The 15,078-nt window shown below is 65.3% G+C and carries 8 protein-coding genes; 6 read left to right on the forward strand and 2 right to left on the reverse strand.

Annotated elements, in window-relative coordinates:
• Positions 1-18: 18 nt before the first annotated feature.
• The 6 genes from OIK40_RS05085 (at position 19) to OIK40_RS05110 (ending at position 12,368) form a co-directional block, all read left to right on the forward strand.
• On the forward strand, positions 19-2,076 hold the full coding sequence (locus tag OIK40_RS05085; protein WP_273676755.1) for an adenylate/guanylate cyclase domain-containing protein: 2,058 nt from the start codon (positions 19-21) through the stop codon (positions 2,074-2,076).
• Positions 2,077-2,089: 13 nt separating this feature from the next.
• On the forward strand, positions 2,090-2,824 hold the full coding sequence (locus tag OIK40_RS05090) for a hypothetical protein (RefSeq protein WP_273676756.1): 735 nt from the start codon (positions 2,090-2,092) through the stop codon (positions 2,822-2,824).
• A 224-nt stretch (positions 2,825-3,048) separates the two neighbouring features.
• On the forward strand, positions 3,049-4,434 hold the full coding sequence (locus OIK40_RS05095) for a multiheme c-type cytochrome (RefSeq protein ID WP_273676758.1): 1,386 nt from the start codon (positions 3,049-3,051) through the stop codon (positions 4,432-4,434).
• Positions 4,435-4,436: 2 nt separating this feature from the next.
• Positions 4,437-6,389: a heme-binding protein gene (locus OIK40_RS05100; protein ID WP_273676759.1), complete on the forward strand. Its 1,953-nt coding sequence runs from the start codon at positions 4,437-4,439 to the stop codon at positions 6,387-6,389.
• Positions 6,390-6,399: 10 nt separating this feature from the next.
• Entirely contained in the window at positions 6,400-8,247 is a 1,848-nt protein-coding gene (locus tag OIK40_RS05105; protein ID WP_374211788.1) for a hypothetical protein, read from the forward strand.
• Complete coding sequence (locus tag OIK40_RS05110) at positions 8,247-12,368, forward strand: LVIVD repeat-containing protein (RefSeq protein WP_374211783.1); 4,122 nt, start codon at positions 8,247-8,249, stop codon at positions 12,366-12,368. Before OIK40_RS05105 ends, OIK40_RS05110 begins: the two co-directional genes overlap by 1 nt.
• A gap of 13 nt (positions 12,369-12,381) precedes the next feature.
• On the opposite strand, the gene OIK40_RS05115 is transcribed toward OIK40_RS05110, so the two are convergent.
• Together OIK40_RS05115 and OIK40_RS05120 are read right to left on the reverse strand one after the other, a co-directional pair.
• The gene (locus OIK40_RS05115; RefSeq protein WP_273676762.1) at positions 12,382-13,269 is read right to left on the reverse strand and encodes a metallophosphoesterase; all 888 of its coding nucleotides are present in this window, start codon (positions 13,267-13,269) and stop codon (positions 12,382-12,384) included.
• Between the two features lie 2 nt (positions 13,270-13,271).
• A complete protein-coding gene (locus tag OIK40_RS05120; RefSeq protein ID WP_273676763.1) occupies positions 13,272-15,071 on the reverse strand; it encodes a cytochrome c3 family protein in 1,800 nt (599 codons plus the stop codon).
• Positions 15,072-15,078 lie beyond the last annotated feature (7 nt).

Raw genomic sequence — 15,078 nt, forward strand, 5'->3', positions numbered from 1 at the left:
GCGCAGGGACGCAAGGGGATGGAGCAGGCTGAACAGCGCGCGGCCACGCCGATCGGGTTGTTGCGGCGCGGCTGGCGCAATGTGCGCGAGGCGGGCGGGGTGCAATTGCTCGCGACCTTCGTGGTGCTGTGCATGGCGCTGTTCATTGCCCGCTTCAGCTGGGTGCTACCCGACGGCGATGTCCCGACCCCGCTCACCAGCGAGGCCGAGCGCGCATTTTATGACTTGCGTGCCTATTACGCCGCCGATCTGGTCGAGCAGGATTCGCGCGTCGTGCTGGTGGTCTACACCGACCAGACGCTGATCAAAGCGCAGAAACGTTCGCCGCTCGATCGCGGGATGCTGGCCCGCACGTTGCGCAATCTCGACGGCATGGGGGCCAAGGCCATCGGGATCGACATCCTGTTCGACCAGCCGCAGGACGAGGATGCCGAACTGATCGAAACCCTGCGTGCGATGCAGACGCCCGTTGCGGTTGCCTATGCCAACCTGGCCACCAACCAGGATGATATCGTCTACGAACAGCAGCAATATCTCGAACAATTCCAGGCGACGCTAGCCGGTACGAGGGCGCGGCCCGCCAGCATCCGGCTCGACAATACCTTCGGGGCGACGCGTGTCTGGCCCAATATCGTCGAGGGTTTGCCTCCGTTGCTTGGCCGGGCCCTGCTGAGCGATGCTGGCGATGCGGCCCCCGCTTTCGACCGATACGAGGGCGCGATCGATTATCGCCGGCCGAAGTTTGTTGATTCGCCGCTGTTCGCCTCGCTCCAGATCGATCTTTTCGCCGATCCCGACCCGGAGGTGATCCCGTTTCTGGCGGAGCAGATTGCGGGCAAATATGTCCTGATCGGCGGCGACATCGTCGATTACGACCGGGTGGAGACGACCTTCACGTCGATCAATGGCGAGGTGCCGGCCGGGATCGCGGTCCATGCCGAAATCATGGCGCAGATGCTCGACAACCGGTTGCTGGCGCCGATCCCGGTGTGGGTGCTGTGGGCCATGGCGGTGCTGGTGGTGGTAACGGCGGCGCTCACCGCGCTGCTCGAATGGCCGGCGCGCCGCCTTGCACCCTTTCTGGTGCTGCTGTTTGCCGCCTTCATCGGCACCCCGGTGGCGCTGCAACTGCGCGATGTCGATACCTACGGACTGCCTGCCTTCGGCTGGCTGATCGGTTGGGTGATGGCCTTCACCGCCGTCACCGCGGCGGCGCGGGCGTCGGGCGCGGTGCAGCGCAATTTCGCCACCGGTGCGCTCGGCAAATATATCCCGCGCGACATCGCACAGGCGATCATCGACAAGCCCGAACTGCTGTCGCTGGGGGGCGAGAAGCGCGCGATCTTCGTATTGTTCAGCGATCTCGAGGGCTTCACCAAGATGAGCCACGCGATCCCGCCGGAAATGGTGGCCAAGTTATTGAACCGCTATCTCGATTTGCTCAGCCAGGTGGTGCTCGACCATGGCGGGGTGATCGACAAGTTCGTGGGCGATGCGGTTGTCGCCTTCTGGGGCGCGCCGATCAGCCGCGAGGACGACGCTAATCGTGCGGCGAAGGCGGGCTATGCGATGTGGCAGGCGGGCGAGGAATTCCGCCGCGAGGTGGCGGCAATGGATCCCGATCTGCCCAAGATCGGCAAGACCCGGGTGGGCCTGCATTATGGCGAGGCTGTTATCGGCAATTTTGGCGGCGCGACGCGTATCCAGTATACCGCGCTGGGCGATTCCATGAACACTGCCGCACGGCTGGAGGCGGCCAACAAGGCGCTCGATTCAAGCGTGATGGCAAGCCGCGAGTTTGCCGAGGCTTCGGGTCTGGACTGGTGGCGCCAGATGGGCAGGGTGCGATTGCGCGGGCGGGCGCGTCCGGTGGACCTGTTCGAGCCTGCGCCGGACTTTCCCGATGAAGATCGCGCTCTGCTGGCCCGGGCTTGCGGGCTGGCTGCGACCGACCGCGACGCCGCGCTTCGGCTCGTGCAGGATGTCGCCGGTCGTCATACGGATGATACAGCATTGCGTAATCTGCTAAGGCGGATGCATGAAATGGACGAGGGAGGAACTTATGTTCTCGGCTAGAATGAAACGGACGATGGCGGCGCTGGCACTGGGCGGCGCGGCGCTGGCCCTGCCGGTTGCGGCTATGGCCGGCGTGGTGGTCAAGTCCACCGGCCCGTCGTCAACGAAATACCCGGTCGGCACCAAGCTTGACGATGATGCCAGTATCACCCTGAAAGCGGGCGATGTGGTGACGGTGCTGACATCGGACGGTACGCGCGTGATCAAGGGCGCGGGCACGTTTCGCGTCGGCGACAGGCCACAGGTCGCGTCAGACCGCTTCGCTTCGCTCACCCGCAAGCGCGCCGCCACCCGTGTGCGCACCGGGGCCGTGCGTGCGCCCGAGGACGAGGCGGTGACCAATCCCAGCCTGTGGTATGTCGACATCACCCGTTCGGGCACAATCTGTCTTTATGATCTGGCCACCGTCCGCCTGTGGCGCCCCGGAACCGAAGGCACTGCGACCTATCGCGTTACGGCGCATGGTGACGGCGATCACGGCGAGACCGGGCCGCAAGCCGAAGTAACCTTCGATGACACGGTGACTGTCGCGGCGCTTGATCCGGCGCGTATGCCGATTGCCGAGGGCGGGCATTACATGGTCACCGGCCCCGACGGTGCGACCAGCGCGGAACTGAGCTTCGTGTTGCTGGCAGATGACTTCGAACAGCCCGATGCGCTGGCAGAGGCCCTGATTGCCAAGGGCTGCTCGGTCCAGCTCGAAGCGCTGGCGAGCACGCTGGAGGCATCGGCCGAAGCGGCAAGTTAAGGCCGATCGCCTTCGGGTTGCGGACCTTACGGGCATAAAAACGGCGCTTTGCCTGTTGCATCGCGGTCCCAAGCTTGGGACAAGGGGGTAATCGGTCGGCCCGGCGGGGGAGTCGGCACGCGATTGCATTGCTGACGCGGCTCTACAAGCGCGGGTCCGGGCAGCTTGCTAGCCTGCCGCTTCCGCCACAAGGTTGGAAAGGCAGGCATCTCGGGGGGGATGGGATGACGGGAGTTCTGGCGAAACTGATCGCTGGCCTCGATCGCAGGCCACACATCGTGCGGTTGCTCGCGGTGCTCGGCCTCGCTGCGCTCTATCCCGCATCTGTTGCGATCGGCAATCCGACTTTCGAAGGCGTGGCGACTTGCGCCGGATCAACCTGCCATGGCCGGGCGGAGGGCAATGGCGCGGTGGTGCGGCAGGACGAAATCGCCACCTGGCAGGAACCGTCCTCGCCCTCGGGCGCCCACAGCCGCGCTTATGCAGTCCTTGGCGGGCGGCGCGGACAGCAGATCGCCGCCAGCCTCGGCCTTGGCAATGCACAGGCAGCCCCGGCGTGTCTCGGCTGCCATTCGACCTACGCGCCTGCCAGCCAGCGCGGCGCGAAGTTCACCCTTTCGGACGGGGTCGGGTGCGAAAGCTGTCATGGACCATCGGGCGGAAGTTGGCTGGCCGAACACTATGCACTGCCTGCCACCCATGCTTCGAATGTCGCGGCCGGGCTAACCCCGCTTGAAAATCCCAAGGCGCGGGCCAATGTGTGCCTTGATTGCCATTACGGATCGGACAAGCCGGGTCAGTTCGTCACCCACGCGATGATGGCCGCAGGCCACCCGCGCGTGTCGTTCGAGCTCGACCTGTTCAGCGCACTCCAGCAGCACCACAACATCGATGCCGATTACACCGCGCGCAAAGGCGCGCCCGGTTCGCTGCGCTTCTGGGCAGTGGGGCAGGCCGAAGCGGTGCGCCGCGCCACGACGCTTTTCGCCCAGCCCAGGTTCCAGATGCAGGGTGCCTTCCCGCAGTTCTATTTCTATGACTGCCATTCGTGCCATCGCACCATCACCGACGGCCCGCAGCGCAAGCTGACCTTCGAGACCAATCCCGCCCGCCCGATCCCGTTCGGCAACCCGCCCTTCAATGACGAGAACATCATCATGCTTTCCGCCGTCGCGGGCGCGCTGGTGCCGGGCGAGGCCGAGGCGTTCCGCAGCGCGAGCCGCGAATTCCACCGCGCGATGGCGGCAGATCCGGCCGATGCGCGCGCCGCCGCGCAGGCACTCGCCACCCGCGCCGGATCGCTTTCCGACCGGCTTTCGGCCCGCGGCTATGCCGATGCCGATGCCTTCAAGGTGATCGGGGTGATTGCGGGCGAGGCGACGGCGCCGCGCTTTACCGACTATGCCGGATCGGTGCAGGCGGTGATGGCGGTGGATACGCTGCTGAATGCGCTGGTGCGCGAGGGCCGTGTCACGCGCGGCGCGGCCGCCGGCATCCGCGCCGACATCGCCCGCGCTTACAAGGCGGTTGAAGAACCCAATGCCTATCGCCCGGCGGATTTCCGCAGCGCGCTCAAATCGGCAGCGGGCGCAATCGGAAGGTTGCAATAGGCATGCGCGGGGGACGGGCAACCGGATTACTGGCAGGTGCGGCGCTGCTGCTCGCATCCTGCGGGGGCGGTGACAGCCCGTCCAGCAATGGCGGTGCCACCGGCGGCGGCACGCCCCCTCCGCCGCCTCCTCCGCCGAGCGGCGGTGTCTATTCGATCCCGCCCGCGATCAGCCTTTCGGCTACCGATGTCGGCACTGTCATCGCGCAGGCTGCCGCCGAGGCGCGCAGCCGCAATGCGGCAGCGACCATCGCGGTGACCGACCGCGTCGGCAATGTCCTTGCCGTCTTCGCCATGCCGGGAGCTGCGCCTACCGCGACCATTCCGGGTGCGCCCAATGGAGATGACATCGACATACAGGGGCTGACCATCCCCAGCGCCGGAGCAGCCATCGCCAAGGCAATCACTGGCGCTTATCTGTCGAGCGGCGGCAATGCCTTTTCCACCCGCACGGCGAGCATGATCGTGCAGGAGCATTTTCCCCCGGCGCCGACCACCGCAGGACTGGAAAGCGGGCCGCTGTTCGGCGTGCAGTTCAGCCAGCTGCCGTGCTCCGATCTGTCCGCGCGGGCCAGCGAAGGACTGATCGGGCCCAAGCGTTCGCCGCTCGGCCTGTCGGCCGATCCGGGCGGCTTCCCGCTTTACCGCAACGGCGTTGTGATCGGCGGCGTGGGCGTGATTGCCGACGGGACTTACGGCTTCGATCCCAACGTGCTCGACCGCGACACCGATCTGGACGAGGCGATCGCGCTGGCAGGCACGGTGGGTTTCGAGGCACCGGTACGCATCCGCGCCGACAGGATCACCGCCGACGGCACGAGCTTGCGCTACACCGATGTGGAATACCCGCAGATCGGCAATGTCGCGGGGGCGAGCTTTGCCGGCACCGCGGGCGCGCTTCTGCCGGTGACGGGCTATTTCAGCGGCGCCGGCCTGCTGGCGGGCAGCGCCTACGGGACCGAGGCTTCGGGCATCCGCCCTTCGACCGCGGCCGAATTCTCGATCCGTGATGCCTTTGTGCTGTCCAACGGCGCGGGGGCCAACCGCTTCCCCGTGCGCGGCGGCACCGACGGAGCCGACATTGCCGCCCCGATCACCGCCGGCGAAGCGCAGGCGATCCTTGAAGAGGCCTTTACCGTGATGAGCCGCGCGCGGGCGCAGATCCGCCAGCCGCTCGACAGCCGCGCGCAGGTCACGATCAGCCTTGTCGATACGCGCGGGCGGGTGCTGGGCATCGTGCGTTCGCCCGACGCGCCAATCTTCGGCATCGACGTGTCGTTGCAGAAAGCACGCACGGCCAATTTCTTCTCCGGGCCCTTTGCTGCGGGCGAGCTGCTGGCCGCGCCCGGCGAGGTGCCCGAATTCGTCCAGCGCGTGCGGACTTTCCTCGGCGATCCGAACGCGTTGACCGGGACTTTCGCCTTTGCCGATCGTTCGGGCGGCAACCTGTCGCGCCCCTATTTCCCCGATGGCGAGGTGGGCCAGCCGCACGGCCCGCTGTCGCGTCCGATCCAGCAGTTCAACCCGTTCTCCACCGGTCTGCAAAGCGCGCTGGTGCTCGGCAATCTGGCCCAGCATCTCGGTTTTGTGACGGGCGCGAGCGCGACCGACACCCCGCGCGGCTGCACCGGCCTGCCGCAGATTGCCGGCGGCAATTCGCGTCTGGCCAACGGCATCCAGATCTTCCCCGGCTCTGTGCCCATCTACCGCAACGGCGTGCTGGTCGGCGGGATCGGGGTATCGGGCGACGGGATCGATCAGGACGACATGATCAGCTTCCTCGGCCTCAATAATGCCGGCGTGCGGGTCGGCGGGATCGGCAATGCGCCCCGGGATATTCGCGCCGACCGCATTGTGGTGCAGGTCGGCGGCCGGCAGGTGCGGCTGCGCTACGTCAATTGCCCCTTCGCGCCGTTCCTCGACGATCCGACGCAAAACGTGTGCGAGGGATTGTAGCATGGCGTGGATGCTCCCTGCGCTGCTGCTGATGCAGGTCACCCCGCCGCCGCCGGAGGAGACGGCACCGCCCGTCGCCCCGCCGGGCGAGCAACCGGCGCGCGACTGGGAACAGGACATCCCGCCGGTCGATCCGGACATCATCGAAGGGCGCGAACGGCCCGGATACAATGCTCCGCTGCCCGACAAGATCGAGCAGGAGAACGAAGGCGCGATCCGTGCGCCGCCGCCGCAAGCCTTCCCCACCGATCAGCTGCCAATCCCCGATCGCTGGCGGTTGATCGAGAGCCTCGGCCTGGTGCGCGAGAACCTGCTCGATCCCTATAACCAGAACACCTACAAGGGCGACCGACCGATCAACCGCGCCAAGGTGCCGTGGCTGCCGATCAAGGGCGATGACTGGTTCTTCGTCGCCAACCTGATTTCCGATTCCGTCTACGAACCGCGCACCTTCCCCATCCCTGTGGGTGTGCAGACCACCGAGGATCCCGACCGGATCGATGTGTTCGGTGATGATTTCAGTCAGGTGTTCAGCCAGACCTTCATCGCCGGCTTCGCGCTGCTGAAGGGTTCGACCACCTTCAAGCCGCCGACGATCGAATACCGCGTCACGCTGGCCTACAACGTCAATTACGTCGATGTGCCCGAACGCCGTGTGCTGTTCGTCGAACCTTCGCGCCCCAGCCACCGGCTCGACCAGTTTCTCGGGGTGCAGGAAGCCTTCGTCGATTACCACTTCAGCCAGTTCGACAATGACAGGTTCGATTTCATCTCGATCCGCGCGGGCATCCAGCCGTTCCAGTCGGATTTCCGCGGCTTCCTATTCAACGATCAGCAATTGGGCGTGCGTCTGTTCGGATCGCGCGACAACAACCGCTTCCAGTTCAACCTCGGCGCATTCTGGCGGCTGGAGAAGGATACCAACAGCGGTCTGAATGCGATCCTGCGGTCCCCGCGCGACGATTTCGTGTTCGTCGCCAACGCCTATCGCCAGGACTTCCTGATCCCGGCGCTGACCAGCCAGTTCACCGTGGTCTACAACATGAACCGCGAGGCGGACGATATCCAGATCGACACCAACGGCTTCCCGGTACGCCCGGCGCTGCTGGGGACGCTGCGGGGCCGCGAATACGACGTCGTCTATCTGGGCTACAATGTCGACGGCCGGGTGGGCCGCGTGAACCTGACGGGCAGCTTATACTGGGCACTGGGAGAGGACCGGAACAGCTTCTTCACCGACCGTCCGGCTGACATCAATGCTCAGTTCGCCGCGCTGGAGGCCAGTTACGACAAGGACTGGATGCGCTTCCGCATGTCGGGTGCCTATGCCAGCGGCGACAGCGATCCCTATGACGACACCGAAGGCGGGTTCGATGCGATCTTCGAAAACCCCGTCTTCGCCGGCGCCGACACGTCCTACTGGATCCGGCAGACCATTCCCTTTGCCGGCGGCGGGCGTGCGATTGCCGTCAACGGGCGCAACGGCATCCTCAATTCGCTGCGTTCCTCGAAAGAGCAGGGGCAGAGCAATTTCAACAACCCCGGCCTGATGCTGTTGGGGCTTGGCGCCGATTTCGACCTGACGCCCGAATTCCGCCTGTCGGCCAATGCCAATCACCTGTGGTTCGAGAACACATCGAACCTCGAAGTGCTGCGCAACGAAGGCTCGATCCCCAAAGAGATCGGCTTCGACCTGTCGGCGGCGGCGATCTGGCGGCCCAAGGCGACGCAGAACATCGTCATGCGTTTGTCGGCGGCGACGCTGGTGGCGGGTGACGGTTTCCGCGACCTGTTCGACAATCTCTGGGGACAGAAGGAGTTCTACTCCATCCTCGCCAACGTGGTGCTGACCTACTGATGTTGACGCTTGCCCGACCCTTTGCCCGTCATATCGCGCTGCTTATTGCAGCGGCGTTCCTTGCGCTCGCGCTGTTCGCGGGCGACACCATGGCGGCGGACAAGGAAAAGCCGGTCAAGCGCGATTACTCCCGCGTCATCGCACCGCCCGCGCCGCAGCGGCAATCGGTGGCGGAGATGAACGCCAAGTCCGAAGGCTGCAACACCTGCCATGTGAAGTCCGACGCGCCGACCATGCACCTGACGCCTGCGGTGCGGCTGGGCTGCACCGATTGCCACGGCGGCGACGCGACGGTGCGCGGGGATTCCGAGCTGCCGCATGATCACCCCGATTATGTCGCTGCGCGCGACCGGGCGCATGTGCTGCCCAAATATCCCGACAGCTGGCATTTCCCGTCATCGGCCAACCCGAAGCGGTCCTATGCGCTGCTCAACAAGGAGGCGCCGGAGTTCATCAAGTTCGTGAACCCATCGGACTACCGCGTTGCGCGCGAGGCCTGCGGTTCGTGCCACATCCAGGCGATCGAGGCGGCGGAACGTTCGATCATGGCGACCGGCGCGATGCTGTGGGGCGGGGCGAGCTACAATAACGGGATCCTGCCGTTCAAGAACTACCTGCTGGGCGAGGCTTACACCCGCAAGGGCGAAGCGGCGAAGATCACCTCACCGGGCGCCGCGCCGGACGGCAAGCTTTCGACCGAACAGGTCGCACGCGGGGTGCTGGCCGAGCTTTATCCGCTGCCGACCTGGCACGTGATCCCGCCGGGCGACATCTTCCGCGTGTTCGAGCGCGGCGGGCGCACCATCAATTCGCAATTCCCTGAAATCGGTCTGCCGAACCCGACAGGCCAGATTCAGCGGCTGGAAGAGCCGGGGCGGCCCGATCTCAAGCAGTCGAACCGCGGCCCCGGCACCGGCCTGCGTGTGGCGATCCCGGCGCTCAACATCCACAAGACCCGCCTCAACGATCCTTTCACCTGGTTCATGGGCACCAATGATCAGCCGGGCGATTACCGCCATTCGGGCTGCGCGAGCTGCCACGTCGTCTATGCCAATGACCGCGAGCCGCGCCATTCGCTGATTTATGCGCAATACGGGCGCGACGGGCAGTCGATCACGGTCGATCCCACCATCGCCAGCAAGATCGAGCACGCGGCCGGTTATGGCGAGAAAAAAGCCGGGCATGGCGCGGTGAAGGAGCCCGGACACGGCGCGGATGACGGCCATGGCCACGGCACACAGGACGACGATGCGTTGCTGACGCCGGACGGGCAGGTGAAGGAAAAGGGGCACCCGCTCCAGCACGTCTTCACCCGCGCGATCCCCACCAGCCAGTGCATGAATTGCCACATGCACCAGCCCAATATCTTCCTGAATTCCTACCTCGGCTACACCATGTGGGATTACGAATCCGACGCGCCCGCGATGTGGCCGAAGGAGCAGAAATATCCCACCGCCGAGGAAGTCCGCGCCGTCACTGATCGCAACCCCGAAGGGGCCGCGCCAAGGGGCAAGTGGGCCGATCTCGATTTCCTTCGCAACGTCTACGATCTGAACCCGACGCTGAAGGACACCCAGTTTGCCGATTATCACGGCCACGGCTGGAATTTCCGAGCGATCTTCAAGCGCGACCGCGAAGGCAACCTGCTCGATGCGGAAGGCAATATCGTCGATCCCGACGATCCGGAAAAATGGCGCAAGCAGGGTGAGGGCAAATTCGTCCAGCCTGGCACCAATCCGGGCAAGGCAGTGCACCTGATGAGCATCCACGCCGAAGTCGGGATGCAATGCGCCGATTGCCATTACGAACAGGACAGCCACGGTAACGGGCTGATCTATGGCGAAGTCGCCAACGCGATCGAGATCGGGTGCAAGGACTGCCACGGCACGCCCGACGCCTATCCCACGCTGCGCACCAGCGGCCCCGCCGCGCCGCCCGAAGGCCACGACATGGCCCTGCTGCGCAATCCCGACGGCCAGCGCCGGTTCGAATGGATCGAAGGCGAGGACGGACAGCGCAAGCTGATCCAGCGTTCGATCGTCGATCCCAAGCTTTCGTGGGAGGTCAGCCTCGTCAAGGATTCGGTCGACCCGTCGACCCCGGTGTTCAACGCCAAGGCGGCGCGGGCCAAGCTAGTCAGCCGGTACGGCGCGGAAACGGGCAATTTCGAATTCGGCACCGGCATTGCGGAAGGCGACCGCGCCCACCGCGATCCGGAAATGGCTTGCTTCACGTGCCACCTGTCATGGACGACCTCTTGCGGCGGGTGCCACCTGCCGATCGAGGCCAACTGGAAGACCAAGAGCCACCGCTACGAAGGCGGAGAGACACGCAATTTCGCGACCTACAACCCGCAGGTCGCGCGCGACCAGATGTTCCAGCTGGGCAAGCACATGACCACCAAGGGTAGCCAGATCGCGCCCGTGCGTTCGTCCTCGGCGCTGGTGCTGTCATCGACCAACATCAACCGCGAACGCATCTATGTGCAGCAGCCGCCCATATCCGCCATCGGCTTTTCCTCGCAGGCCTTCGCGCCGCATTTCCCGCACACCGTGCGCAAGACCGAGACCAAGACCTGCTCGGACTGCCACCTGTCGGACAAGGACGATAACAATGCGATCATGGCGCAGCTGCTGCTGCTCGGCACCAATTACGTCAATTTCGTCGGGCTGAATGCGTGGACCGGCCTGGAAGGCGGTTTCCAGGCGACGCGCGTTACCGAATATGACGAACCGCAGGCGGTGATCGGATCGTACCTCCACCGCTACGCCTATCCCGATTACTGGCGCATGCATGTCGAGGATAATGGCCGCGAGCTGAAGAACTGGGTGCGGGGCAAGGCCTTCGACAAGAACCTGTCGGGCGAAACCCATCCTTTTGAGGAATTCGTCAACGTGCATGAAGGCACGCCCGGCCCGGTCGGCTGTCTGCAATTGCGCGGCGAATACATGTTCGTGGCCGAAGGCAAGGGCGGGTTCACCGCCTATGACGTGGCAAGCATCGCCAACAAGGGCACGTCGGAGCGCATCCTCAAAGGGCCGTTCTCTCCGCTCGGCCATGACACCAACGTCAAGACGACGAACGCCACCTGCATGGCGCTCGCCACCAATCAGGCGATCGCGCCGACGCGCAACACCCCCGAAATGCGCGAGATGAACCAGGAACAGCCGTTCCTGCCGATCTACAACTACGCGGTGGTGACCGACAGTGTGGAGGGCCTGATCCTCGTCAACGTCAACACGCTGGCGGACGGCGAATTCCGCAACAACAAGCTGCGCCGCAAGACATTCGCCGACGGGTCGGATGCGTGGAATCCGGGCGGGGTGCTGGACGGGGCGCGGCATATCCATCTCGCAGGCGAGATCGCCTATGTCACTGCGGCCAAGGGCCTTGTGGTGGTTGATCTTGCCGATCCCGACAGCCCGAAACTGGCGGCGGTGCGGCCGCTGCGCGACGCGCGGGCGAGCGCGATCCAGTTCCGTTACCTGTGGGTGTCGGACGCCGATGGGGTGAAGCTGTTCGACGTCACCGATCTGCGCAACCCGGTGGCGGTGCCCCAGGCCACCGTTCCGCTCGCCGATGCGCGCCGCATTTATGTCGCGCGCACTTATGCCTATGTCGCGGCCAAGAGCGAGGGTCTGGTGATCCTTGACGTCAAGAACCCGCTGTCTCCGCGGATCCACCAGAAGGTGACGCTGGGCGGCGCGCTGAACGATGCCGAGGACGTGATCGTGGGCACCACCAATGCCTCGCTGATTGCCTATGTCGCAGACGGGCGGAACGGCATGAAGGTGCTGCAACTGACCAGCCCCGACAGCCAGCGCAATTTCTACGGTTTTTCCCCTGCGCCGGTGCCCGAACTGATCGCCTGGGCCAAAACGCCGACGCCGGCGATTGCGCTGTCCAAGGGCCTCGACCGCGATCGTGCGGTGGACGAGACCGGCGGGCAGATGGCGGTGTTCGGCCGGCTCGGCTCGCGACCCTTCACCCGGCCCGAGATGGAGCGGCTGTTCATGACCCGCAGCGGCGTGCCGTGGAAGGTTTCCGACGCGGTCGATATGACGCGCTGGGTCGGGATTGCGCCGCAGGGTGTGCTGCGGGCAGAGGCGCGGACGAAATAGGCGGGGTCGGGCGCTATTCGCGCTCGGCGAACATGCCTTCAATCATCGGTTGCAGCCCCGCGTGGAAGCGGGCGAGCACTTGCCAGTCACCGACACGCTCGTAATGCGAAACGAGGGTCGCCCCGTCCCAGCGGTGCAGCGCGTAGGTCGGCGGTTCGGTGGTGATGAGCTCGCGATCGTCGGGCACGTCCTTGTCGATCGGGGTCAGGTCCATTGCCACCAGCGGCGCGACCGAGGGTGTCACGCCGAGAGGGATGCCCGCGAATTGCGTGGTGATCTGGCGGTGCAGATGTCCGCAATGGATCGCCTGCACCTGCGATTGGCCGGTGAGCACCTCGCGCAGACGCTCCATCCACGGCTCGTCAGGGGCAGGGTCCATCCAGTCGATCCCCGCGACCACCGGCGGGTGGTGCATGAAGATCAGCGTCGGCTGTTCTGACGCTTCGGTCAGACGATCGCCCAGCCACCGGGCGCGGCTTTCGCAGAAGGCGCCGCCGTGGCGGCCATCCTCGAGCGTGTCGAGGCAGATGATGCGCAGGCCCAGTGGCGCCTCGATCACGTAATGCAGGAAGCCGCCGTCTGCCGGCACGACCTGCGGGAAGGCACTCAGTAAGCCTTCGCGGCTGTCGTGATTGCCCACCATCGGGACGATCGGGAAGGGGCAGTCCTTCAGCAGCGCGGCAGTCTTGGCGAAGCTTTCCGCATCGCCGTGATCGGTGATGTCGCCCGACAGCACCAGCATGTCCGGCACATTCGGGCCGGTGAGCAGCCGTTCGAGCGTGGCGCGGAAGCGGGTGAGGTTGAGCTCCTCGGGAAGCTCGTCGGGGGCGAAGCCGACATGAATATCGGTCATCTGCGCAATCAGCACAGCGCGTTGCGATGAGGCTGCGAGCCGGGCCATGTTCAGGGTGTAGCCTTCCCGAATATCGCCGCAACCTTCGTTTTGTCAGGGGCGGGAGCGGGCCGGTAATGCGGGTCGTTCCCTTCCGCTTCGGGCGACCACTGGCCCGATGGCAGGTGATAGGAATGGCACATGGCGCAGGAGGACGGGACGATCTTCTTCGTCTTCACGGCGGTCGCGCCGAGGTGGCAGTCGCGGCAGCTCTTCAGATCGGGGATCAGCAGGTCGCTCGCCGCCTTCGACGTGTCAGCGGCGTGGCAATCGGTGCATTCTTCCTTCTTGTGCGCTTCGTGCGTGAAATAGCCGGTGGTAAGGAAGCGGTCGGGCAGGTTGACCGGCATAAGGTCGCGCTGTCCGTTCCTGGTGGTGGGCAGGTGGCATTCGGTGCAGATGCCGCCCGGCGCCAGCGCGTTGGACAGACCGATATAGGCCCGCACGGGACGCCCGAAATCAGCCGTATAAACCCCGCCGCGCGCGAATTGTCCCGGACGGGTGCGACCCGATGCGGGCGTGGCGCGCGGACCGGAGCCGATCCGGGCGAGGTCTTCGGCCAGATCCTTCACATCACCATGGCGCAGCTTGCTGAAACCTCCTGCAGCCGTGCGTCCGGACACAAGGCTGTGGCAGCTCTCGCACGCGTCCTCCATCTCCACGGGCTTGAACGACATTTTGTCGGGCGTGAGCGTGTGGCAGTCCTTGCATTCGAGCGGCTGGCCATATTGCGGCAAGGACACCGCCATGCGTGCCGCGCCGCCGCGCGCGTTCATGTGGACATCGTGCGGGAATTTCAGGCCGCTCTTCTCGACCGGCTTGGAGCCCGGCGCGGCACGCACCGGCTGCGCTTCGCCGAAGCTGGCGTAGTAGGCGGGGCGAAACTGCGGGTGGTCTTTCCCGAAATCATGCGCATCGGCGAGCTTGGTGTCGGTCAGCCGGTTGTCGAGATTGCTGTGACAATCCGAACAGAACGCTTCCGAAGCAGGCTTCTGGCGCACTTCGCCTTCATGCTCGGTGTGGCACGAAACGCAGCCCAGCGGACCTTCCTTGCCCAGGCTTTCCGCGATCTTCCATTGCAGCGCATCGCCCGCCGACAGCGGCGGCATCCCGGCAGCTAGACGGTTCGATCTGGCGTGATCGCCGGTATCCTCGTGGCACGACAGGCAGGTTTCGTCCTGCACGCTTTCGAAGGCGCCAACGTGGCAGCTTTCGCAATTATTCTCGAGGCTGTGGTGACGTAGCGACAGGTCGCCGGTGGACCATGCCGCGTCCATCACCACCTGACCGGGGGTTTCGCCCGTGGGATCGTTCTTGACCGGCGTGCGCAGCAGGTAGCTGGCGACCGGCACAATCAGCAGCGCTAGCAGGATTGCTCCGGCGAAGGCCCAGCTCATCACGCGCTTGCTCGGCAGCACGCTGGCGAGCGCGAAGCCGCGCAGCGCGTCGCCCTTGCCCTCTTCGGCGGCGACCTGACGGATGGTAATGGCGATATTGCCGTCACCCTCGCGCGCCACCGCTAGCCGTGCCGCGCCGAGCGCGATCTCGCCGCCGGTGCGCGGGTCTATGGACGCCTCGGAAACGGTGCGTCCGTCAAGCCCGAAGCCCAAGGTGCCGAGCGCCCGCACCGCCAGCGTGCCGTCCGCTTGCAGGTCGATCCGCACGTGACGCTGCTCGACCGCGAGATCGGGCAGGTGGATGTCGTTTTCCGCCGCGCGGCCGATGGTCAGGCTTGCCTGCTCCACTACCCTGTCGCGAATAATTTCGCGTCCGGCGGCGGTGAAATCGATGGTGCGGATCAGGAATGCCATCGCCCGC

Source organism: Erythrobacter fulvus (assembly GCF_028595285.1).
Classification (GTDB): Bacteria; Pseudomonadota; Alphaproteobacteria; order Sphingomonadales; family Sphingomonadaceae; genus Erythrobacter; species Erythrobacter fulvus.